This window comes from Thiomonas sp. OC7 (assembly GCF_900634595.1).
Taxonomy (GTDB): Bacteria; Pseudomonadota; Gammaproteobacteria; order Burkholderiales; family Burkholderiaceae_C; genus Thiomonas; species Thiomonas arsenitoxydans.
In genome coordinates this window covers 2,299,946-2,317,843 of sequence record NZ_LR131953.1, presented here as the reverse complement: position 1 = coordinate 2,317,843, position 17,898 = coordinate 2,299,946, and the positions used below count along the sequence as shown (strand labels likewise).

The window sequence follows — 17,898 nt, the reverse complement described above, 5'->3', positions numbered from 1 at the left end:
CGGCGCGCCCGTATAACCGTCAAGGAAACACAGGGCCGCCCCAAGTTTCCTTGTCCCCCTCGGGGGGCGGGCTGGGCCGTCCCCTTCCCGACCTCCCCCACGACGTGGGGGAGGTGAGATCACTCCCTCCCCACTTGTGGGGAGGGTTGGGGTGGGGATTGCCCGGCACTGGGGGCACTCAGAACGGCTTGATGACCACCAGCGGAATGATGATGAACAGAATGATGGTGGGAATTTCGTTAAACCAGCGATACCACTTGTGGCTGCGGGTATTGGTTCCCTGCTCGAACTGGCGCAAGATGCGCTTGCACCAGAACATATAGATCACCAGCAGCACGACCAGCGTGACCTTGGTGTGAATCCAGCCGTTGCCCGGGCCGTGCAGGCCGATGCCGTAATACAGCCACAGCACCAGGCCGAGAATGATGGCCGGCCACATCAGGATGTGGGTGAAGCGGTAGAGTTTGCGGCCCATCATCAGCAGACGCTCGCGCTCGGCGGTGCTGTCAGCGGGCACCATGGCCAGGTTGACGAAAATGCGCGGCAGGTAGAACAGACCGGCGTACCACGCGATCACAAAAATGATGTGCCAGGTCAGCACCCACTGAAAAGCCATCTTGAACTCCCTTTCGCAGACAGAGTCGCAGTGTAAAAGAGCCTTGGCGCAAGCTTGTTGCCAGGGGATAAACGAATATTGCGGGCAAAAAAATCCCCGGCAGTGCTGGCCAGGGATTCAAGCCTTGAAACAAGGCCCCGCTCAGGGAGGAGAAGCGGGGGATGGCACATCTTGCAACGCACCATCCAGTTGAAAAAGATAGCATTCATCGCATCAAGTTCCACTCCATGACAAACCAAAGATGAAAAACTTTGTGAACCTGCCCGGATTTCCCGGCACCCGCATGCGGCGTTTGCGCCGTGACGACTTCAGCCGCCGTCTGGTGCGCGAGCACCGACTGGCAGCGGACGATCTGATCTACCCGGTGTTCATCCTCGATGGCGAGAACCAGCGCCAGAGCGTGGCGTCGATGCCCGGCGTGGAGCGTTTGAGTGTCGATCTGCTGCTGCCGGTGGCCGAGGAATGCGTGAAGCTGGGCATTCCGGTGCTGGCGCTGTTCCCGGTGATCGATCCCAAGCTCAAGACGCCTGACGGCATCGAGGCCACCAACCCCGACGGACTGGTGCCCCGAGCAGTGCGCGCGCTCAAAGCGGCGTTTCCGCAGCTCGGTGTGCTCACCGATGTGGCGCTCGACCCCTACACCTCGCACGGCCAGGACGGTCTGCTCGACGACACCGGCTACATCATGAACGAGCCCACCGTGGCCATGCTGGTGAAGCAGGCGCTGGCGCAGGCCGCCGCCGGAGTGGACATCGTCGCCCCGAGCGACATGATGGACGGCCGCATCGGCGCCATCCGCCAGGCGCTGGAGGCCGACAGCCATATTCACACCCGAATCATGGCCTACAGCGCCAAGTACGCCAGCGCGTTCTACGGCCCTTTCCGCGACGCTGTGGGCTCGGCCGCCAACCTCGGCAAGGCCGACAAAAAGGTCTATCAGATGGACCCGGGCAACTCCGACGAAGCGCTGCGCGAAGTGGCGCTCGACATCGCCGAAGGCGCCGACATGGTGATGGTCAAGCCGGGCATGCCGTATCTGGACATCGTGCGCCGGGTGAAGGACGAGTTCCACATGCCGACCTTCGCTTATCAGGTCAGTGGCGAATACGCCATGCTCAAGGCAGCCGCGCAGAACGGCTGGCTCGATCACGACGCGGTGATGATGGAAAGCCTGCTGGCATTCAAACGCGCGGGGGCCGACGGCATCCTCACCTATTTCGCCGTCGAGGCGGCGCGCAAGTTGCGGCAAGGCTGAGCGCCCGGAGCCGCGCCATGAAAGTCCGAGTCTGGGATTTGCCGCTGCGCCTGTTTCACTGGGCGCTGGCCGCCTGCGTGACCGTTTCCATCGTCACCGGGTTGATCGGCGGCAACGCCATGCAGTACCACTACTGGAGCGGCTACACCTTGATTGCGCTGCTGGTGTTCCGGCTGGTGTGGGGCGTGGCGGGCAGCCGTCACGCGCGGTTCTGGAACTTCGTGCACGGCCCCCGCGCCATTTGGCGCTATGTGCGCGGCGACGATCCGCGGCCCGAACATCTGCGCCTGGGTCACAACCCGCTGGGCAGTCTGTCGGTGCTGGCGCTGCTCACCGTGGTCGCGCTGCAGGTCATCAGCGGGCTGTTTGCGAACGACGAAATTTTCAACCAAGGCCCGCTGGCCAATTATGTGAGCGACCGCACCAGCGCGATTTTCACCTTCTATCACACCACCATCGGCCAGCCGCTGATCTACGCCCTCGTCGGCCTGCACCTCGCGGCCATTGCCTATTACGCCATTTTCAAACGCGAAAACCTGGTGCGCCCCATGCTCACCGGCGATATCGACACCGTGGCCGGCGTGACGCCCGCGCGCGACACCTGGGGGCTGCGCCTACTGGCGCTGGTCATCGTGGCGGCCGGTGGCGTGCTGGCGTGGTGGGTTTCCACCCTGGGTAGCGTGGGCGGCTATTGAAGTCATCGATTGAGCGGCCAGCGCCCGATGACGTCGTAACGCCCGGTGCCCAGCACGGAGTGCACCAGCGCGAAGCCGCGAACCGTCCAGTGCAGCGGCGGGAAAGTGATCGGCGGCTGCGTAGCCTGCGCCCGCCGCGCCAGCGTGACATGCGGTGCGAAGGCGCGAGCGTCGAACGGCAGACCGCGCTGGCCGACCTGCTCCGCCAGCGCGGCGCGCAACGACAGCAATTCCGCCGGGGGCTGCGACGGCGTGAGGTGCGCGATGCCGCCGTGGCGCCACACCGCTGCCCGGTCGAGCGTGAGCGCGAAATCGGCCCAGTTGCGCGCAACCCGTTCGCCCACCTCCAGCAGTGTCGTCACCCGGTCTGCGGGCACCCCATCCATGAACAACACGGTGAGATGCAGTTTGGCCGCAGCCGCCGGTCGCGCGGGCGGCGCCCACTGCCAAAGCGTCTGATGCTCGGCGATATGTCGGCGCAACGCCTGCCCCGGCCAGAGCGCGAAAAACAGCCGCAGCGCAGCGGGTGGCTCAGGCGGGGGATCGAGCGGCCTGTCAATCATGGAGCTTGACCTGTCTGAATGGGGGAATAGCGGCTTGCGCTAAGTTTCGTTTCTACATGCTATTGAACCTCCTGCCATGCCAAGCCGCCACGCCCCTACCCCGCCGTCTTCGTCTCCAGATACCACCCGCAGGCGTCTGAACCTCGCACTCGGCCTGGCCGCTGGCGGGCCGCTCTGGCTCGGGAGTCTGGCGGCGCAGGCCGCCGCCTTGCCGCCGCTGCCGCGCTACACCCAGCCAGTCGAGGCCCATTCACCGCTGGTCGGGCGCATTCTGCAAAGCGGCCAGCAATTCATCGCCCCGCAACAACTGGTGAGCGAATGCGCACACGCCGTGCTGTGCATGCTGGGCGAGCAGCACGATCACCCCGATCATCACGCGGTGCAGGCCTGGATCATTACCGCCCTGGCCCAGCGCGGCGATTTGGCCGCCGTCGCCCTGGAAATGGCGGATGCCGGACAGCGTTTCGACGGCCCGCGCGACGCGCCTGAAGCCGTGGTGCGCGAGCGGCTGCACTGGAACGAAGACGGTTGGCCGTGGAAGCTGTACGCCGCGCCGGTGATGGTCGCCGTACGCGCCGGGGTGCCGGTGGTCGGCGTCAACCTGCCGCAAGATGCGATGCGCCCCGCCATGCAGCAGGCCCGTTGGGACGCCAGCGTGCCGCCTGCGGTGCGCCAACGCATTCTCGACGACGTGGCCGAAAGCCACTGCGGCCTACTGCCCGCCTCGCAGCTGCCGGCGATGGCACGCATCCAGTTCGCCCGCGACGACAGCATGGCCGCGCACAGCCTGGCGCTGGCGCGGCCGGGCAAGACCGTGGTGCTGCTCACCGGCAGCTTCCACGCCAACCGCACTCTCGGCATCGCGCTGCATCTGGCAGCGCATGCGGCGCAGACCCCGCCGGGGGTGGCGCAGCCGCTTGCGGTGTTCAGCCTGCTGCTGCAAGGCCTGGCGCCCGATACGCAGGCCGAGCTCCCAGCGGGCTATGACGCGGTGTGGTTCACCCCCGGCACCCCGCCGATCGACCACTGCGCCGAACTGCGGCGAATGATGCAGGGCGAGAAGCCATCGGGCCAGCCAAAACCCTAAAACGTCTTGCGGCGCAGCGTTCGCCGCCGGGTCAGGCCCGCCGCTGCACCGCCTGCAGGATGCCTTGCAACAAGGCCACCGGGCTGGGCGGACAGCCGGGCACGGTGACGTCCACCGGCAGCACCTCGGCCACCCGGCCACAGACCGCATAGCCCTCGCAGTGAATACCGCAGCCCGCAGCGCAATCGCCTGCGGCGACCACCAGCCTGGGTTCGGGCATGGCGTCATAGGTGCGGCGCAGCGCCAGCTCCATATAGCGCGACACCGGGCCGGTGACGAGCAGCAGGTCGGCGTGGCGCGGGCTGGCGACGAAATGCACCCCCAGACCTTCGATGTTGTAGTAGGGATTGGACAGGGCGTTGATCTCCAGTTCGCAGCCGTTGCACGAACCGGCATCGACCACGCGGATGGCCAGCGCCCGCCCGATCAGATGCAACAGATCAGCCGAAATGCGCTGCACTGCGGCGTCGGGCGGTGCTGGCAAGGACGAGATTTGCGGAGCCTCACTGATGCGGCCCACGCGGGCGATTTGTCGCAGGGTCTTCCACATGGCGGCCTCAGAGATCGTGTCCGGAATAGGACAGATTGAAGGATTTATTGATCAGCGGAAAGTCGGGGACGATGTCGCCGATCACCGCCCATTCGATGGCCGGCCAGTTCTGCCACGACGGATCGTGCGGGTGGCAGCGGGCGATGCGCCCCTGCGAGTCGGCCTCCAGCACGATGCACTGCGGCCCGCGCCAGCCCTCCACCAGCCCCAGCGCCAGACCGGGGGCCACGGTTTGCGGCCAATCTGCCCGCACGCTGCCGCCGGGCAGGCTGGCCAGCAGGTCGCCGCACAGCCGCAGGCTGGTGAACACTTCGGCAAATCGCACCGCCACGCGCGCGCCGACGTCGCCCTCCTGCGCCTGCGCCGCCTCCACGCCCAGCGCGGCGTAGGGCGCAAAGCCCGCAGCGGTGCGCAAATCCAGCGCCTGCCCGCTGGCGCGCCCGGCCAAGCCGATCATGCCCAGCCGCGCCGCCAGCTCGGGCAAGACCCGGCCCGTGGTCTTGAAGCGGTCTTGCAGACCTTCGTGCTGATCCAGGATGTCCTTGAGCCGCCGCACTTCCCCGCCGAGCAACACCCCCTGGTTGTGCAGCATGGCCACGGCGTCGGCGTCCAGATCGAGCCCCACGCCGCCGGGCTGCACCGCGTCCATCGGATAGCGTGCTCCGAACGCCCGCACGTTGAGCCGCAACACGTCTTCCTTCAAGCGGCCGAACTGCGCCAGCGCAAAGCCGAAGCCGCCATCGTTGGCAATAGCGCCGATGTCGCCCAGATGATTGGCCAGGCGCTCGCGTTCAAGCAGCAACGCGCGCAGATGAAGCGCGCGCGGCGGTGGCTGCACCCCGGCCAGCGTCTCGCAGGCCATGCAATACGCCCAGGCATTGGCCACGGCGCTGTCGCCGCTCAGCCGCGCAGCCAGTCGCACGCCATCGTGCAGCGTCATGCCTTCGAAGCGCTTTTCCACTCCCTTGTGGGTGAAACCAAAGCGTTCTTCCAGCCGCAGAATTTTTTCGCCGACGATGGAAAAGCGCCACTGCCCCGGCTCGATCACCCCAGCGTGCACCGGCCCGACCGCTACTTCGTGCACGCCGTCGCCATCGACCAGGACGAAGGCGTAGTGTTCGGCCTGCGGCTGGCCGCAGGGCGTCGGCGGCAGGGCGGCATCGTGCCGCAGCGGATAGACGTCGGCGCCCCAGGCGGTGTGACGCAGCCAGGGGCGCGGGTCCATGCCCTGCGCCTGCACCCCCAGCAGGTCGCGCAGGGCGCGCTGCAGGCGGTCGGCCACGGGAAATTCGGCGTGCAGCCCAGGGTAATGCGTCACCCCCGAAGCCAGATCGAGCTGCAGCAGCGACAAGCCCTGCTCCTCCAGCCAGCAGGCATACAGCGACATGCCGCCAGACGACGCATCGCGCGCGTCCTTGCCCCACAGGGTGAGCAGCCGAGCGCCGCGCGCGGCCGCCGCCTGAATCTGGGCGGACCAGCCCAGCGCATCCACGCGGTGATGTTCGATGAGAAGAATGGCGCAGCGGGCTTGCATGGCTCAACCCCCGATCATCGCCGCTGCGGTGTGCCACCAGGACACCAGGAATTGCGGCATCCACAGCCCGAGCAGCAACACCAGCGCCAGATGCACGAACACCGGCACCATATTGGGCGCATGCGAGAGTTCACGCAGGTTGCTGCGGCCAAACACCATGCCCTGCCCACGCAAAAACAAGGCGCCGAAGGCCACGCCCAGCCCGAGCAGCAAAATGGGCGTGGCCCAGGGCTGCTGCTGCATCGCCGTGGTGAGAATGAGAAATTCACTGGCGAACACGGAAAACGGCGGCATGCCCGCGATCGCCAGCACACCGATCATCAAACCCCAGCCCAGCGCCGGCGATTGCTCGCGCAGCCCTTGGATGTCCTCGATGCGCTGGCTGTGCGCTTTTTGCGACGCGTGGCCGGTGGTGTAGAAAATGGCGCTCTTAGTCAGCGCGTGGCCGGTCATGTGCAGCAGCGCGGCGAAGTTGGCCAGCGGCCCGCCCATGCCGAAAGCAAAAGTGATGATGCCCATGTGTTCGATGGAGGAGTAGGCGAACATGCGCTTGACGTCTTTTTGCCGCCACAGCAGGAACGCGCCGACCAGCACCGAGAACAGGCCGAAAACCATGAGCATCTGCCCCGGCCATGCGGCGTGCAAGCTGCCCTCGACCAGCACCTTGCTACGCATGACCGCATACAGCGCCACATTGAGCAACAGGCCCGACAGCACCGCCGACACCGGCGTGGGCCCCTCGGCGTGCGCATCGGGCAGCCAGCTATGCAAAGGAGCTAAGCCGACCTTGGTGCCGTAGCCCACCAGCAAAAAGACGAAGGCGATGCCGATGATGCCCGGCTCCAGTCGGCCTTTGACTGCATCGAGCTGCGTCCACAGCAACGCGTTCATACCCGCGTGGCCCAGCACCCGCTCCGCCGCGAAATACAGCAGCACGGTGCCGAACAGCGCCAGCGCGATACCCACACCGCACAGGATGAAGTATTTCCACGCCGCCTCCAGGCTGGCCTTGGTACGGTAGAGCGAAACCAGCAGCACGGTGGTCAGCGTGGCTGCTTCCATCGCCACCCAGAGCAGGCCGAGATTGTTGGTGGTCAGCGCCAGCAGCATGGTGAACATGAAGGCCTGGTACATGCTGTGATAGAGCCGCAGACGCGCCGCAGTCAGTCGCCCGCGGTCTTGCTCAATGCGCATATAGGGCCGGGAAAACGCCGCCGTGGTCATGCCGACAAAGGCAGTGAGCGTCACCAGAAACACATTGAACGGATCGATGAAAAACTGCTCGGCAAACACCAGCATCGGCCCCTGAAAAATGACCCGCGCCGTCAACACGCAGGCGGCGACGAAGGTGGCGGCGCTGAAGGCCAGATTGATCCACGGAGCGAAGCCGCGCTGGCCGACGAGAGCCAGCACCGCAGCGCCGAGCAGGGGGATCGCGAGGACGATGAGCAGTTCCATTCAGTCCTCTTTGAGTGATTCCATGTTTTGCAGATCCAGGCTGTCGAACTGTTCCCGAATCTGGAAGAAAAAAATTCCCAGGATGAACACGCCGACCAGCACGTCCAGGCCGATGCCCAGCTCCACCACCATGGGCATGCCCTGCGTGGCGCTGGTGGCCGCGAACAGCAGGCCGTTTTCCATGGCCAGAAAACCCACCACTTGCGCCACGGCCTTGCGCCGCACGATCATCATCAGGAAAGCCAGCAGCACCAGCGCCAGCGCGATGCCCAGGGTGCCGCGCATGGCCTCGCCAGCGAAGCGGGAAATGGGCTGCGCCAGAACAAAAGAAAAAATCACCAGCACGATGCCGATGAGCTGCAGGGTGGGAATGTTCACCAGGGTTTCGGTGTCCCATTCGGCGTGCAGGCGGCGGATCAGCTTGTGCAGCACCAACGGCAGCACGATGACTTTGAGCAGCAGGGTGAGCGCGGCAGACTGATAGAGCTCGGCATCGCCCGTCGAGTAGGCCACCACGACGGTGCTGGCCACGAGCAAAGCACCCTGGGCCGCGAACAGATTGACCAGATTGACCACTCGGCGCTGCGCCAGCATGGCGAAAGACAGAAGCAACAGCAAGGCGGCGATCAGGTGGATGAGCTGGGTGCTCAGCGGCAGAGCGGGCAGGCCGGAAACGGACAACGCAGCGGCTGAAGACGCAGAGGAAACCGCAGACGAAACCGCTGAAGACGCGGTCGAGAAGGCCGCGGCTGCGGAGGCGGAAACGAGCGGAGCGAGAACGGTCATGGCATCAAGCTCAATGCGAAAGCATCAGCCGCACCAGCAGGCCGAGCACGGCGAGCAAAAATGCGGTGCCGAGAAATTCGGGGTCGCGGAAGATGCGCAGCTTGGCGCTGAGGGTTTCGATCAGCGCGATGCCGAAACCGGCGGCCGCCAGCTTGAGCAGCAGCGGCGGCAGCGCGGCGAGCAGCCACATCACGCCGTCGGCGTGGTTCGCCATGCCCCAGGGCAGAAACAGCGCGAAGCCGATGCAGACATAGTTGAACAGCTTGAGACTGCTGGCCCACTCCACCAGCGCCAGATGCCGCGCGGAATATTCGAGCACCATGGCCTCGTGGATCATGGTGAGTTCAAGGTGGGTGGTGGGGTTGTCCACCGGAATGCGCGCGTTCTCCGCCAACAGCACCATGATGAAGGCCACGGCGGCGAACGCCAGACTGGCATGCAGCGCCAGGTGCTGCGATTGCAGGTATTCGGCAATCGTCGGCAACAGGGTGCTGCCCGAGATCAGCGACGAGGTGAACACCACCATCAGCAGCGCGGGCTCGGCGAGAAAACCCACCATCATGTCGCGCCGTGCGCCCATGCTGCCGAAGGCGGTGCCGATGTCCATGCCGGCCAGGGCGGTGAACACCCGCGCCAGCGCAAACAGTCCCACCAGCGCAATGACGTCGGCCGCCTGCGCAAACGGCAGATCGGTGGACAGCGAGGGGATGATGGCCGCAGCCACCACCATGATGCCCATCAGCAAATACGGCACGACGCGAAACAGCGCCGTGGCCTCGTGCGCCAGCACCGCGTCCTTGCGCAGCAGCTTGGCGATGCGCGCATACGGCTGCCAGATGGGCGGCGCGCTGCGGTTGGACAGCCAGGCGCGGCACTGCGTCACCCAGCCGGACAGCAGCGGCGCCAGCAACACCGAGACGGCCACGGCCAGAAACTGGGTCAACAGCGGGGTCAGCAAGGCGGAATCCTTCATCGCACCACCACCATCAGCAACACCAGCAGGGTGAGGAAGCTGTAGAGCAGATAGACCGAAATCCGTCCCTGCTGAATCTTCCCGACCTGCCGCGCCAACCACAGCACCGCTTGCGCCGCCGGCGTGTAAAACTGCGGCCAGAAGCGGTCTTCCACCGACACGCGGTAGCGCGGCTCGGCGTCATCCGGGCGCGGCAGTTCGACCCGCATCAGGAAGAACGGGCTGAACACCCGGCGGATCGGCTGGCCGAAACCCTCGGCGCTGTCTTGCATGCGCCCGGTCAAGCCCGGCGCGCCGCAATCCCACGGCGCGGCGCGGCGCACACGCCCCGCATAGACGCGGTGGGTCAACAAGCCCGTCAAGCCGACGACCAGCAGACCGACGAGCAGAATCGCCACAGGGCTGTACGACGCCCGATCCGGCGACAGCGGCACCAGCCAGAACCAATTGCCCATAGACGCATCACCCGCTTGCGCCAGCGGCTTGCCCAGCAACATCAGGTTGACCCGGTCGATCGCCTGCAGCACCCAAGTCGGAATCAGGCCCAGCAGCACGCAGCCCGCGGCCAGCCACAGCAGCCCGATGCGCTCCAGCCAGCCGACATCGTGCGCTTGCTCGAGTTGCGGCTCGCGTGCGCGGCCGAGAAAAATCACGCCATAGAACTTCACCATGACATACGCCGCCAGCGCCGCAGTCAGCACCAGCATGGCCGCACCCAGCGGGATGAGCAGATTGAAAAACGGTTCGGGAATCTGCGGCGTGAACAGAAACGACTGCAACAACAGCCATTCGGCGACAAAGCCATTGAGCGGCGGCAGCCCGGCAATCGCCAGCGTGCCGATCAACGCCGTCCAGCCCACCCAGGGCATGGTGCGCAACAAGCCGCCGAGTTTTCCCAGACTGCGCTGGTGGGTGGCATGGAGCACTGAGCCGGTGGTCAGGAACAGCAGGCTCTTGAAAAAGGCATGGTTGAGCAGGTGGTACAGCATGGCGGCGAGCGCCAGCGCCGCAAACACCGCCAGCCCGACCCCGTGAAACACCAGCGCCAGGCCAAGAGCGGCGAAGGCAATGCCGATATTCTCGATGGACGAATAGGCCAGAAGCCGCTTCATATCGGTCTGCACTGCGGCGAACAGCACACCGAACAAGGCGCCGAACAGCCCTAGCGCCAGCAGCGGCACGCCCCACCACCACAGCGGCGCATGCAGCAGATCGAAGCTCACCCGCAGCAGGCCGTAGAGCGCGGTCTTGAGCATCACCCCGCTCATCAAGGCCGAAACCGGCGAAGGTGCAGCCGGGTGCGCCTCGGGCAGCCAGATGTGCAAAGGAACCAGGCCAGCCTTGGCACCAAAGCCGATGACCGCCAGACCGAAGGCCACGCTGGCCCAGGCCGGACTCAAGTGCGCGTGGCGCATCGCCTCGAACGTCAGGCTGGCAATGCCGCCCTGCATCATCACACCGAAGCACAACAGCAGGGCGATGGCCCCCAGATGCGCCAGCAGCAGATACACATAACCGGCGCTACGGATTTCCGCCATGCGGTGCTGGGAAATCACCAGGAAGTACGACGCCATGGCCATGACTTCCCACGCCAGCATGAAGCTGTAGGCATCGGCCGCGAGCACCACCATGCACATCGCCGCCAGAAACACGTGGTACTGCATACCCAGCAGCCCCGGCGCCGTGCCCTCGCCCTCGCGGAAATAGCCCGAGGCGAAGGTGGAAATGCCGACGGTCGATGCGCCCAGCAGGAACAGGAAGAACCCCGACAGCGCGTCCAGCCGCAAATGCAGCGGCAGCCCCGGCAGGCCGATGGGCAACACCAGCGATTGCGGCGCAGCAAACAGCGCCAGCAGCCCGACTGCGGCCATCACCAGACTGCCCAACGCGCCCAGCGGAAAAATCACCCGCGCCACCCAGCGCGTGGAACGCGGCGAAATGAAACCGGCCAACCCCATGCACACCCAAGCCGCCACCACACCCAGGGCGATGGGAAGAAGATCGGACGCGTTCATACGGGAGTTGCGTGAAAATGAGATTCACATAAGATGTGTGCTAAATGCTAATCTCATTTCCATAAAAATGGAACAACGTACCAGCCGCCTCACTGTCTTGATCGACCCGCAGAAGAAGGAGTTGTTCGAGCGCCTGTGCGCGCGCGAGGACCAGACGCCGTCGCAAGTGGTCCGACGCCTGATCCGCGACTACATCGAGTTCAAGCTCGGGCGGCCCTGGCAGCCGGGCGAATCCATCGACGAGGCGCTCAAGCGCTGAGCCTCTGCCGATGCAAAGCGCCGCTGCAAAACCGCAATAGGCTGCGCTGCTCCGCCGCAACAATCTCCCGCATGAAATCTCAGCAAAATCGAGGTGAGTCGTTCTTTTGGTGGGAAGGCGACACGCTGGTGGTCAACATTCTGGGAAAGCCCAGCGCAGGGGTCGATGCCATCGGCAAGCCCAAGGGGCCGCAACTCAAGGTGAGTGTGACGGCAGCGCCACGCGCTGGCCGCGCGACCGATCACATGGTGCGCTTCCTTGCCAAGGAGTTCGGCGTGCCGACCTCGGCCATCGAAGTGGTGTTCGGGCGCATGAATGTCAACAAGCAGTTGCGCATTCATGCCCCACAAAAACTTCCCGCTGTATTCCAGCAAACCAGCCTGCTGGATTGACGCACCTAGCTTGATGCGTCTGGCCACGCGCCGGGGTTCAGCCTGCGATGCGATTGACCAGGAGGATCAACCGCCAGCACTCTCGCCTTGCTGCTTGAACAGCCTCGACGCCGCGGCGACTTGCGTCAACGCGGGCAGCAATGCGGCGGCAGCAGCGGCGTCCAGGTGCTGGGGGAGGCGCATAGCACTCTGCCTGCGCATTTCAGCGATCGTGGACGCCTGTTTCAGTCTGATCGTGGACGGCGTTTCAGCGCGATCGTGGACGCGCGTGGGGTGCGCGCAAGCGATGGGTTGGACTGTATCTCAAACGTCCACGATCAGCCTGAAACGGTTCTTGCGAAGCGGTTGGTGAGGGGATTCTTTGCAGGCTTATCCACGGCGGCGGACGGCGCTTGCGACGGACCGGCCGCCGCGGTGGATAAGGCGTGTTCGGCGCAGCGGTGGCGGAGGTTCTGGGGGGTCATTGATCTTTATCCTTCTCGCGCAGCGATGGGCCTTTGAGCTCGATTTTGTGGCTGCTGTGCACGATGCGGTCGAGAATGGCGTCAGCCAGCGTGGGGTCGTCGAGGTAGGCATGCCAAGCTTTCACTGGAAGCNCGCCGCCGGCCAGGTTGGCGACAAGGTGACGGTCGAGGCCGCGGCTGGCGCGCCAGTTGATGTCCTCCACGCAGGCCGCGGAGACTTTGAGCCGGGCGGCCTTGAGCAGGCGCTGCAGGCGGCGGTCGTCCCGCCAGGCGATCTCGCTTTGCACGAGCAGCGTGAGCCGCTCATCGAAGCCCAGGGCGGCGGCTGTCGAGCGGCTGGCCTGCTCCGTCAGGGCGTGGACCATGCCGTCCAGGCGCAGCGCGCGCAGTTGGTTGAGGGTGTGTTCATTGAGCATCGTGCTTCTCCTTCAGTGGTAGTAATCGGCGCCGCGCACGTTCTCGTGCTCGGGCAAGGCGGTGGACGCCGTCGTGGGGGGATAGGCGTGCTGGCGATCGAGCCCGCTCTTGAGAATCGAGGCCACGCTGCGGTAAGTGGGCGAGCGGATCGCCAGCGCCCTGGCGCAGGCGGCTTCCAGGCGCGCCGGGGTGTACTCGCGCGCCAGGCGCTTGAGGCCCAGGCAGGCGCGGTAGCCCTGCTCGGGATGTGGTCGGTTCTCCAGTTGCCAGGCCACCACGCCGGCGGTGGCCCCGCCGATGCGCTGGCCCCACGCGATGAGCTTGGCCGGGGTCCACTCCAGGTGCGCGCGGTGCGAGGCCGGCATGTGCTCGGGCGTGGTGGAGTGCTGACCCCGCCGGGCGTTCAGGGCATGGCAGGCCACGCGCTGGTTGGCGTGGAAGATCTCCAGTAACCCGGCGCCCGCGCGCATCTCCACCGTGGCGCCCACCAGGCGGTGCGGGACACTGTAGTAATGGCCTTCGAACTCGACGTGGTAGTCGACGTTGACCTTGGCTTGCTTCCAACGCCCGACCGCATAGCGCGTGGGCGGCAGGGGCGAGAGTGCCGGGGCGTCGAGCAACAGGAAGGCGTCGCGGCGGCAGCCAGGCAGCTTCTGGAACGGGCGCAGGTTCAGATCGGCCATGAGCGCAGCGATCGCCGCGTTGAGCTCGACCAGGCTGAAGAAGCGGCGGTTGCGCAGCCGCGCCAGAATCCACCTCTCGACCAGGAGCACCGCGCCCTCGACCTTGGGTTTGTCTCTCGGGTGCGCCGGGCGTGCGGCCAGCAGCGCACAGCCGTCATGGCGGGCGAACTCCTCGTACGTGCGGTTGGGCAGCGGGTCGTAGGTGTCGGGATGTTTGATCAGCGCGCGCGCCTGGTCGGGCACGATCAGCCGCGGCACGCCGCCGAAGAACTCCAGCGCCTGCACCTGCGCGCCGATCCAGTCGGCGGTGGTCTGGCGCGGCGTGGCGCAGGCGTAGGTGTAGCTCGACGCCCCCAGCGTGGCCACGAAGATCTGCGCGGCGCTGATCTCGCCGGTGGTCGGGTCGGTGATCGGCACGGTCTGCCCGGCGTAGTCGACGAACAGCTTCTCGCCCGCCTCATGCACCTGGCGCATGGAGCGCTTGAGGCGCTGCGCCCACGCGCGGTACTTGATGCAAAAACTCGTGTACTTGTAGGCCTGCGCGTTACCGCGGGCGTACTCCTCCCACAGCAGCATCAGGGTCACGCCGGGGCGTTTGAGCTCCTGGTGAATGACCGCGAAATCGGGGGCGAGCTGATCGCTGGCGCGCGGCACCGGCGGGCGGTACAGCCGCCCCTGCAACTCGACGTCGGTCAGCGTCTGGGCCACCGCCCAGTCCACCCCGGCCGCCCGGGCCAGCGACACGTACTTGCCCACCGCGCTCTTGGACAGCTTGAGCGCGCGGGCCACTTCGCTATAGGTCAACCCAACCTGCAGGTGCAGGCGCAATGCTTCTCGGATCTGGCGCATCGTGATTCTGGTTGTGGGCATCGGCTTCGATCAAAAAATCGACCAGCCTAGACCGCCTAGGAAATCACTTGCCGCCACCCCCAATCGTCCACGATGACGCTGAAACAGCGTCCACGATCAGGCTGAAACGCCGTCCACGATCCCGCTGAAATGCCGTCCACGATCAGCCTGAAATGCCGTCCACGATGGGCTGAAATACGCACTCTGCCGTATCTGCTCAAAACCCAGGCCCTTGCGTGCAAAGACGATGCTGTTGCATCCGTCTTTGTCATCCACCACCAGCACGGAGTCGCCAAAGCTGCGCCGGATGCGGTCCAAGTGGATGGCGTAGTGCTCGTGGCTGGATTGCAAATTGACCACCATGATGCCGCCCGGGCGCAGCAGCGCGCATCCATCATCGTAAAAACGCTGGGAACACAGGCTCTGCGGCAGGCCCTCGCTGTCGTAGCCGTCGACCATCAGGATGTCGCAGGCTGACGCGCTGGTGCGCACATATTGCGCGCCATCGGCCCGCACGACGCTGAACCGATCGTCGTCGGAGGGGATATGAAACTCATCGCGCAGGGCAATGACATGCGGATTGATCTCGACCACCAGGATGCGGGTCTGCGGCAGGTGGCGATAGCAGAATTTGGCCAGCGATCCCCCGCCCAGGCCAATCATGGTGATGTTTTGCGGTTCTGCCATGAACAGCAAAAATCCCATCATCATGCGCGTGTACTCCAAGTCCAACGCATCGGGGTCTCGAAGTCGCATGCTGCTTTGCACTTCGCAAATGGAGAAGTGCAAAGCCTTGGAATGCAGAGTGTCGTAGACAAAGGGCCTGACGTGGTGTGTTGACTCTTGGGATTCGGGCATGGATGGCGGCAAGGGATGAGCCACAGACGGATGTCAGTCAGCGTTTCGTTTCATGATCCTGCCCGTGACGCAGGCGGAAAACGGCAGATGCCGAACCGTTTGTATGGGCATGAAAATCACATGGTATGTGCGTTCAATACGCATGTCATGCAAGTTTCAGGGAGGATATCTCCTTGCGCCAAGCGGCCCGTGAAACTTCCCCAGGGTGAGCCCCGATCGGTTTGCGGGCATGAACCAACGGCCTGATCGACCAGCGACAATGCGCCAACAGGCTGTCGGACGACCGCCGGACGTGCTGATCGCGAGCTGAAATAGGACGATGAGGGGCGATGAGGGAGCTGCGCGGCATTCTGCGCAACGGCTTTCGCCCCATCGCGTCGTCTGTGAACCCGCAACTCCGCCGCCACCAGACATTCCCACAGCTCTTTTTCCGCTTCACGTCCCAAGCCCGGCAGACTTTTCATGGATTTCCTCGTTCTCCTTCTCGGCGGCGCCGTGCTCGGCCTCGCTGGCGTGTTCGTGCGTCTGGCCGACACCACCGCCAGCCTCGGCCCGTTTGCCAGCGCCTTCTGGCGCATGGCCGTGGCCGCGCCGTTTTTGCTGGCCTGGGCCGCGGTGCAATGGCAACTGCAGCGCAAGGCCCGCCCGGTTTCGGCCAGCCCCGCGCCTGGGCAAAATCCGCAATGGTTCAGCAAGCGCGCGGCACCGCCCGCCCCGCTGGCGCACTGGCCGACCTGGGGACTGGCGCTGTTTGCCGCGGCCATGTTCGCGCTCGATTTGGTGTTCTTCCACCTCGCGGTGACCTGGACTGCCGTGGGCAACGCCACGCTGGAATCGAACTTCGCTCCCGTGCTCATCACCCTGGCTTTCTGGATCATCACCCGCAACGCGCCGCAGCCGGTGTTTCTCGCCGGGTTGGCCGCCGCACTGGGCGGCGCGGCCCTGATGATTGGCCCCAACTTCGGCCACAGCCGCGCGCTGCTGGGCGATGCCAGCGGACTGGTGTCCGCCGTGTTTTACGCGGCATATCAGGTGGGCATTCAGCAGGCGCGGCAGCGTCTGTCCACCGCGCCGCTGATGGCCGTCGTCACCCTGCTCGCCGCCGTGGTGCTCTGGCCTTTCGCCCTCGCCGAGGGGCGGATGTGGCCGACTGCAGCCATCGGTTGGGTGTGGGTGCTCGGGCTGGCGCTGCTGGTGCAGATCGGCGGTCAGGTGGTCATCGCCTACGCGGTACGCCGACTCAACCCGGCGCTCTCATCCGTGGGCCTGCTGGTGCAACCGGCCATGGCGGTGGTGTATGCGTGGATTCTGCTGGGCGAGGCGCTGACCGCCGGTCAACTGCTGGGCGCGGGGCTGGTGCTGAGCGGGATTTATCTGGCGCGCAAAGGAATGTGAGCGGGAATGTGAGCGCCCGTCATCCCCTCGCAAACCCTTATTTCCCGCCTGGCGGCTTGGGCGCTTTGGCGATTTCAGCCGGTGTGCAGTTACCCAACGACACGAGGCAATACCGCACGTCCTTGGGCGCGCCGCCCTTGGGCCAGTCGTAGATGGCGGCCGGGAAATCAGGCCGGGGCTGGTGCGAGAAGTAATCCGCAACGTCCACCGCATCCTGATCGCTCATGCGACCGACACCCGTTGGCGGATGCAGACTGTCGGCCACCGGCATGGCGCCTTTGACGAAACCGGCTGCGGTGTAGGTACGCGCCATGCCCGCGCCGATGTTGAACGAATCCGGCCCCCACAGCGGCGGGAAGACATACTCGCCTTTGGCGTTCTTGCTCCCCTCGCCGTCAATGCCATGACAGGCGGCGCAGCGCTCGGCGTAGATCGCCTTGCCGCGCACGGGGTCAGGCTTGATCGAAGTGCTGATTTTGTACAGGGCGGCACCCTTGACCTTGGCGTCGGCAGGAACGTCTTTGGCCATCCAGGCCATGAAGGCGAGCATGGCCTTCAGTTCTGGGGAATTTTTGGGGATGGGCTTGCCGTTCATCGACCGCATCATGCAACCGTTGATGCGGTCCGCCATGCTCACCACCCGGGCAGCCCGAGGGTTGTACATGGGGTAGAGCGCGTTCTGACCCACAAAGGCCGAGGAGTGGGGCACGAAGCCGCCGCCAAGGTGGCAGCTCGTGCAATTCATCGCCGCGCCGACATTGTTGGGCAGCAGCTTCTTGGTCTGCGTCATCAGGCGATAGCCGTAGAGGATTTCCGCGCCGTTGGGCTCATGCGCCAGCGAAGCGAGATCGGGCGCCTTGAAGGGCACTTCGTGCGTCGGCTTGGGTTTGGCGACCAAAGCCGGTGCGGCTGCAGCGGGTGAGGAGGCGGTTTGGGCCATTGTTGGCTGGGCCGCAAGGCCCGCCAGCATGCACGCTGCCAGCAGGCCGCGCATCGAGAGGTTGGCGCGTGGATGGGTTTTGGTTTTGCTGTTTTGCATGATGGTCTCC

18 protein-coding genes are annotated in these 17,898 nt (G+C 65.2%); 6 read left to right on the top strand and 12 right to left on the bottom strand.

What is annotated here, in order from left to right; translation table 11 throughout:
* Positions 1 to 178 precede the first annotated feature (178 nt).
* On the bottom strand, positions 179 to 616 hold the full coding sequence (locus tag BIO17B3_RS11055; RefSeq protein ID WP_156054103.1) for a CopD family protein: 438 nt from the start codon (positions 614 to 616) through the stop codon (positions 179 to 181).
* 241 nt (positions 617 to 857) lie between these two features.
* Here BIO17B3_RS11055 and hemB point away from each other — a divergent pair, with 241 nt between their 5' ends.
* A complete protein-coding gene (hemB, locus tag BIO17B3_RS11050; RefSeq protein ID WP_156054102.1) occupies positions 858 to 1,871 on the top strand; it encodes a porphobilinogen synthase in 1,014 nt (337 codons plus the stop codon).
* A 17-nt stretch (positions 1,872 to 1,888) separates the two neighbouring features.
* Positions 1,889 to 2,566: a cytochrome b/b6 domain-containing protein gene (locus BIO17B3_RS11045; RefSeq protein ID WP_156054101.1), complete on the top strand. Its 678-nt coding sequence runs from the start codon at positions 1,889 to 1,891 to the stop codon at positions 2,564 to 2,566.
* 2 nt (positions 2,567 to 2,568) lie between these two features.
* Here the strand turns inward: BIO17B3_RS11045 and thpR are convergent, their stop codons facing one another.
* Positions 2,569 to 3,129, bottom strand: a complete 561-nt coding sequence (gene thpR / locus BIO17B3_RS11040; RefSeq protein ID WP_156054100.1) for an RNA 2',3'-cyclic phosphodiesterase — start codon at positions 3,127 to 3,129, stop codon at positions 2,569 to 2,571.
* A gap of 76 nt (positions 3,130 to 3,205) precedes the next feature.
* Here thpR and BIO17B3_RS11035 point away from each other — a divergent pair, with 76 nt between their 5' ends.
* Positions 3,206 to 4,216, top strand: a complete 1,011-nt coding sequence (locus BIO17B3_RS11035; RefSeq protein WP_156054099.1) for a ChaN family lipoprotein — start codon at positions 3,206 to 3,208, stop codon at positions 4,214 to 4,216.
* A 31-nt stretch (positions 4,217 to 4,247) separates the two neighbouring features.
* On the opposite strand, the gene BIO17B3_RS11030 is transcribed toward BIO17B3_RS11035, so the two are convergent.
* Genes BIO17B3_RS11030 through hyfB form a run of 6 tightly spaced genes read right to left on the bottom strand, consistent with a single transcriptional unit; the run spans position 4,248 to position 11,532 of the window.
* Positions 4,248 to 4,766: an NADH-quinone oxidoreductase subunit B family protein gene (locus tag BIO17B3_RS11030; RefSeq protein WP_156054098.1), complete on the bottom strand. Its 519-nt coding sequence runs from the start codon at positions 4,764 to 4,766 to the stop codon at positions 4,248 to 4,250.
* A 7-nt stretch (positions 4,767 to 4,773) separates the two neighbouring features.
* Positions 4,774 to 6,300 carry an NADH-quinone oxidoreductase subunit C gene (locus BIO17B3_RS11025; protein ID WP_156054097.1) on the bottom strand — a complete coding sequence of 509 codons (1,527 nt, stop codon included), beginning with the start codon at positions 6,298 to 6,300 and terminating at the stop codon, positions 4,774 to 4,776.
* Positions 6,301 to 6,303: 3 nt separating this feature from the next.
* Positions 6,304 to 7,758 carry a hydrogenase 4 subunit F gene (locus tag BIO17B3_RS11020; protein WP_156054096.1) on the bottom strand — a complete coding sequence of 485 codons (1,455 nt, stop codon included), beginning with the start codon at positions 7,756 to 7,758 and terminating at the stop codon, positions 6,304 to 6,306.
* Entirely contained in the window at positions 7,759 to 8,544 is a 786-nt protein-coding gene (locus BIO17B3_RS11015) for a formate hydrogenlyase (RefSeq protein WP_156054095.1), read from the bottom strand. It abuts the gene before it with no gap.
* Between the two features lie 10 nt (positions 8,545 to 8,554).
* On the bottom strand, positions 8,555 to 9,517 hold the full coding sequence (locus tag BIO17B3_RS11010; protein ID WP_156054094.1) for a respiratory chain complex I subunit 1 family protein: 963 nt from the start codon (positions 9,515 to 9,517) through the stop codon (positions 8,555 to 8,557).
* Complete coding sequence (gene hyfB, locus BIO17B3_RS11005) at positions 9,514 to 11,532, bottom strand: hydrogenase 4 subunit B (protein WP_156054093.1); 2,019 nt, start codon at positions 11,530 to 11,532, stop codon at positions 9,514 to 9,516. The genes BIO17B3_RS11010 and hyfB overlap by 4 nt, the downstream gene beginning before the upstream one ends.
* A 67-nt stretch (positions 11,533 to 11,599) precedes the next feature.
* Between hyfB and BIO17B3_RS11000 the strand changes: the two genes are divergently transcribed.
* Both BIO17B3_RS11000 and BIO17B3_RS10995 read left to right on the top strand, forming a co-directional pair.
* Positions 11,600 to 11,791 carry a ribbon-helix-helix protein, CopG family gene (locus BIO17B3_RS11000; RefSeq protein ID WP_013104454.1) on the top strand — a complete coding sequence of 64 codons (192 nt, stop codon included), beginning with the start codon at positions 11,600 to 11,602 and terminating at the stop codon, positions 11,789 to 11,791.
* 71 nt (positions 11,792 to 11,862) lie between these two features.
* On the top strand, positions 11,863 to 12,183 hold the full coding sequence (locus BIO17B3_RS10995) for a DUF167 family protein (protein WP_013104453.1): 321 nt from the start codon (positions 11,863 to 11,865) through the stop codon (positions 12,181 to 12,183).
* A gap of 460 nt (positions 12,184 to 12,643) precedes the next feature.
* Here BIO17B3_RS10995 and BIO17B3_RS10985 read toward each other — a convergent pair whose 3' ends face one another.
* The 3 genes from BIO17B3_RS10985 to BIO17B3_RS10975 all read right to left on the bottom strand — a co-directional run bounded on the left by BIO17B3_RS10985 (position 12,644) and on the right by BIO17B3_RS10975 (position 15,454).
* Positions 12,644 to 13,063, bottom strand: a complete 420-nt coding sequence (locus BIO17B3_RS10985; RefSeq protein WP_156054092.1) for an ATP-binding protein — start codon at positions 13,061 to 13,063, stop codon at positions 12,644 to 12,646.
* 12 nt (positions 13,064 to 13,075) lie between these two features.
* Positions 13,076 to 14,617 carry an IS21 family transposase gene (gene istA, locus BIO17B3_RS10980; RefSeq protein WP_156053353.1) on the bottom strand — a complete coding sequence of 514 codons (1,542 nt, stop codon included), beginning with the start codon at positions 14,615 to 14,617 and terminating at the stop codon, positions 13,076 to 13,078.
* 96 nt (positions 14,618 to 14,713) lie between these two features.
* Positions 14,714 to 15,454, bottom strand: a complete 741-nt coding sequence (locus tag BIO17B3_RS10975; RefSeq protein ID WP_232054263.1) for a transferase — start codon at positions 15,452 to 15,454, stop codon at positions 14,714 to 14,716.
* 462 nt (positions 15,455 to 15,916) lie between these two features.
* Here BIO17B3_RS10975 and BIO17B3_RS10970 point away from each other — a divergent pair, with 462 nt between their 5' ends.
* Positions 15,917 to 16,849 carry a DMT family transporter gene (locus BIO17B3_RS10970; RefSeq protein ID WP_156054091.1) on the top strand — a complete coding sequence of 311 codons (933 nt, stop codon included), beginning with the start codon at positions 15,917 to 15,919 and terminating at the stop codon, positions 16,847 to 16,849.
* Positions 16,850 to 16,886: 37 nt separating this feature from the next.
* On the opposite strand, the gene BIO17B3_RS10965 is transcribed toward BIO17B3_RS10970, so the two are convergent.
* On the bottom strand, positions 16,887 to 17,888 hold the full coding sequence (locus BIO17B3_RS10965) for a c-type cytochrome (protein ID WP_156054090.1): 1,002 nt from the start codon (positions 17,886 to 17,888) through the stop codon (positions 16,887 to 16,889).
* Positions 17,889 to 17,898 lie beyond the last annotated feature (10 nt).

Bases quoted from the DNA above. Each gene is read 5' to 3' on its own strand.
- BIO17B3_RS11055 (WP_156054103.1), bottom strand. From the start codon at position 616: ATGGCTTTTCAGTGGGTGCTGACCTGGCACATCATTTTTGTGATCGCG.
- hemB (WP_156054102.1), top strand. From the start codon at position 858: ATGAAAAACTTTGTGAACCTGCCCGGATTTCCCGGCACCCGCATGCGG.
- BIO17B3_RS11045 (WP_156054101.1), top strand. From the start codon at position 1,889: ATGAAAGTCCGAGTCTGGGATTTGCCGCTGCGCCTGTTTCACTGGGCG.
- thpR (WP_156054100.1), bottom strand. From the start codon at position 3,129: ATGATTGACAGGCCGCTCGATCCCCCGCCTGAGCCACCCGCTGCGCTG.
- BIO17B3_RS11035 (WP_156054099.1), top strand. From the start codon at position 3,206: ATGCCAAGCCGCCACGCCCCTACCCCGCCGTCTTCGTCTCCAGATACC.
- BIO17B3_RS11030 (WP_156054098.1), bottom strand. From the start codon at position 4,766: ATGTGGAAGACCCTGCGACAAATCGCCCGCGTGGGCCGCATCAGTGAG.
- BIO17B3_RS11025 (WP_156054097.1), bottom strand. From the start codon at position 6,300: ATGCAAGCCCGCTGCGCCATTCTTCTCATCGAACATCACCGCGTGGAT.
- BIO17B3_RS11020 (WP_156054096.1), bottom strand. From the start codon at position 7,758: ATGGAACTGCTCATCGTCCTCGCGATCCCCCTGCTCGGCGCTGCGGTG.
- BIO17B3_RS11015 (WP_156054095.1), bottom strand. From the start codon at position 8,544: ATGACCGTTCTCGCTCCGCTCGTTTCCGCCTCCGCAGCCGCGGCCTTC.
- BIO17B3_RS11010 (WP_156054094.1), bottom strand. From the start codon at position 9,517: ATGAAGGATTCCGCCTTGCTGACCCCGCTGTTGACCCAGTTTCTGGCC.
- hyfB (WP_156054093.1), bottom strand. From the start codon at position 11,532: ATGAACGCGTCCGATCTTCTTCCCATCGCCCTGGGTGTGGTGGCGGCT.
- BIO17B3_RS11000 (WP_013104454.1), top strand. From the start codon at position 11,600: ATGGAACAACGTACCAGCCGCCTCACTGTCTTGATCGACCCGCAGAAG.
- BIO17B3_RS10995 (WP_013104453.1), top strand. From the start codon at position 11,863: ATGAAATCTCAGCAAAATCGAGGTGAGTCGTTCTTTTGGTGGGAAGGC.
- istA (WP_156053353.1), bottom strand. From the start codon at position 14,617: ATGCCCACAACCAGAATCACGATGCGCCAGATCCGAGAAGCATTGCGC.
- BIO17B3_RS10975 (WP_232054263.1), bottom strand. From the start codon at position 15,454: ATGCCCGAATCCCAAGAGTCAACACACCACGTCAGGCCCTTTGTCTAC.
- BIO17B3_RS10970 (WP_156054091.1), top strand. From the start codon at position 15,917: ATGGATTTCCTCGTTCTCCTTCTCGGCGGCGCCGTGCTCGGCCTCGCT.
- BIO17B3_RS10965 (WP_156054090.1), bottom strand. From the start codon at position 17,888: ATGCAAAACAGCAAAACCAAAACCCATCCACGCGCCAACCTCTCGATG.